Annotated in this window: 3 protein-coding genes; all 3 read left to right on the forward strand. The window is 44.9% G+C overall.

The window, feature by feature from the left end; translation table 11 throughout:
* The coding region (locus QUA47_RS30705; protein WP_333433609.1) for a hypothetical protein at positions 1-343 on the forward strand (343 nt) is incomplete at its 5' end.
* A gap of 506 nt (positions 344-849) precedes the next feature.
* Positions 850-1,500, forward strand: coding sequence for a hypothetical protein (locus tag QUA47_RS30710; protein ID WP_333433610.1), 651 nt, complete (start codon positions 850-852; stop codon positions 1,498-1,500).
* Positions 1,501-1,526: 26 nt separating this feature from the next.
* On the forward strand, positions 1,527-1,655 hold the full coding sequence (locus QUA47_RS30715) for a hypothetical protein (protein ID WP_333433611.1): 129 nt from the start codon (positions 1,527-1,529) through the stop codon (positions 1,653-1,655).
* Positions 1,656-2,354: the final 699 nt, after the last annotated feature.

Consider the following 2,354-nt stretch of genomic DNA (forward strand, 5'->3'; position numbering starts at 1 on the left):
ACTTTACCTGCCAAAGGAATTCCGTAATTTTAGCACTTGCTTCATATTTGGGCAGATTTGTCAATGCGTAAGTCCTAAAAGATTCGGTGATGCTTGGCCGTTGACAGTATCTCACGGGCAAGTGGCGTGTTTTAATGGCGAAGATGGAGAAATTATTTTTTTTGTTGCACCCGATGGAAAGGAATATTCGCTTCAGGGTAACCCAGCACCTGTCAGGAAAGTTCTTCTCCCAATTTCCCCTATTACCAAACGCGACCCTAAAAATTCAGACGTGTTTATGAAAACCGACGTGCTAATTAAAGAAGGAAAACCGTTGTGTGACCCATCAAAAATGATTTTTTGACAGAAAAAATCAAATGAGTTGGAAAAGGTGCGTGGCAATAGGTTTGTTGTTGCTTGTGACAGGCTGTGTGGATGAGGGGTCGCGACCCGTGTCACAAGAAGAATTCGGTTACTGGTAGCCACTAACAGTGCCACGGGGGAAATTGGCTTGCTTTAGGTCAGAAAGCTTAGAAGTTATTTATTTTGCTGCCCCCGATGGAAAAGAATATAAACTCAAGGGTGTGGCAGCGCGCTCAGAAAAAAATCTTTTTCCAATTCAATCTATCCTCAAGCGCCACCCAAAAAATCCACGCTTGTACATGGAAATCCATATTCTGATTCAGCACGGGGAGAGGCTGTGTCCTTTGACGGAAAATCATTACTATTAACAAGCGCCCAAAACCGCCAAAAAGACTATGCCATTATTACCGAAGCCATCAGTCAAAATCCTTGGTTGTCAAAGGGTGCAACTGATATAATGGAGATAATAATGGTTACTAAAAGTTAGTAAAAGTTAAGGTTTTTGGGATGGCAGCAAGTGTATCATCAGTCCGCAAAATAGTCGCAGCCGCCGAGCTCACCTTCGACGGTTTGACCCAAGAAGCGATCGCCCAGCGACTTGGACTAACCCGATCAAGAATCAGCCAGATGAAGCTGACGGACACTTGGCAGGAGACGATCGCCCGACTAGAATCTCTGAAACAGAAAGCGGACGCTGAGGCCGAAAAACGACAGCAGATTCTCTACAGCAGTGATGCCGATCGACGGTTTGACCAGGGGCGGCAGATGATCCAAATCTCGGTTGTCACCTACACCAAGCTAATGCAGATAATCAATGCGGCGTTAGATGTGGCGCTAGCTAACCCCGACAAATCCGCAGCGATCGAGCAAGTACGAACTGCGGCCCCATTAATCAAAGCGGCTGTGACTTTGGCTCAGGAAGTGTACGGCAGAAATTATGACGAACTGGAAGCACTCAAGATTCTGGCGGACGCCGGATGGTTGCCACGGTCAGTCCTCAAACTTGCTAATGATGAAACTGCTAAACTCAAATCCAATATTCGGGAAGCATTTATGGGAATCATGCCCCAATACGGTTCAGTTAATGTTTTTTTGTCATTGCGAGCGAATAACGAAGCAATCGCAGTATCTGTTTTTCACAGAGTTTTGTCTCCATGAGGGTCTTATCTGAACCGTATTGAATCATGCCCGATCGGCCCGATGAACAGCGAGGCCGGGGATTGACCCCAGAAACGGCGGCATTGTTGCGATCGCACATTCTCGGTATCCAGCCGCCAGAGGAGATGGCAGAGGAAGAAGCGGGCGCGGACTAAGTAATTAGACAGAATTAATTACACACTGATTTTTTGCTGATTCTTTACTAGACAAGGCTTGTAGCCCAAATTTTTGTGTAATTAATTGTGTCCTACTACTTATGAGGAAGCGGACTTTATTTAAGTTTATTTAAGTTGACTTTACTTTATTTGTAATTTACTTTACTTTATTTGACTTTTCTTGACTTTTAGCCCGATCGCCCGCAGCTCCCGACAATTTGGGACTGGGTATCGCCTATTGCAGTGCATTTAGTGTATTTACGGCCAATCCGGGTGTGGCGCGATCGAATTCGATTTTTCCTCCCGATTGGCGATCGTAACTGGCTAGAAAAATTTTGAAACAGAGTTCATTAGCTCACGGTAATCTTGAGGACTCGCGACTACCTCCTAACGAAATTGGGCAGGGAAATTGGCATGAAGAAAAAGAATCTGCGGATTCCAGCTCAAAAACTAAACTCCTGCTGCCTTTAAAGAGACATCAGGAGATAAAAACTGTCAAGGGACAGAATATAGATTTGTGCGGTGGTGGCAAGAAAACATGAACTTATTTACCGCGTCTAAAGCCAGTTTGCGCTTGGTTTGGGCTTAAAATTTGTTTAAGTCCCGTTAATTAAATGAGTGGTTCCTCAACGAAATGCGAGGCGTTAAATTGACGCACCCCTTGAACCACAGCTAGCGTTTCCGCTTGAGAAATCGGAA

Source organism: Microcoleus sp. MON2_D5, from assembly GCF_036701905.1.
Lineage (GTDB): Bacteria > Cyanobacteriota > Cyanobacteriia > Cyanobacteriales > Microcoleaceae > Microcoleus.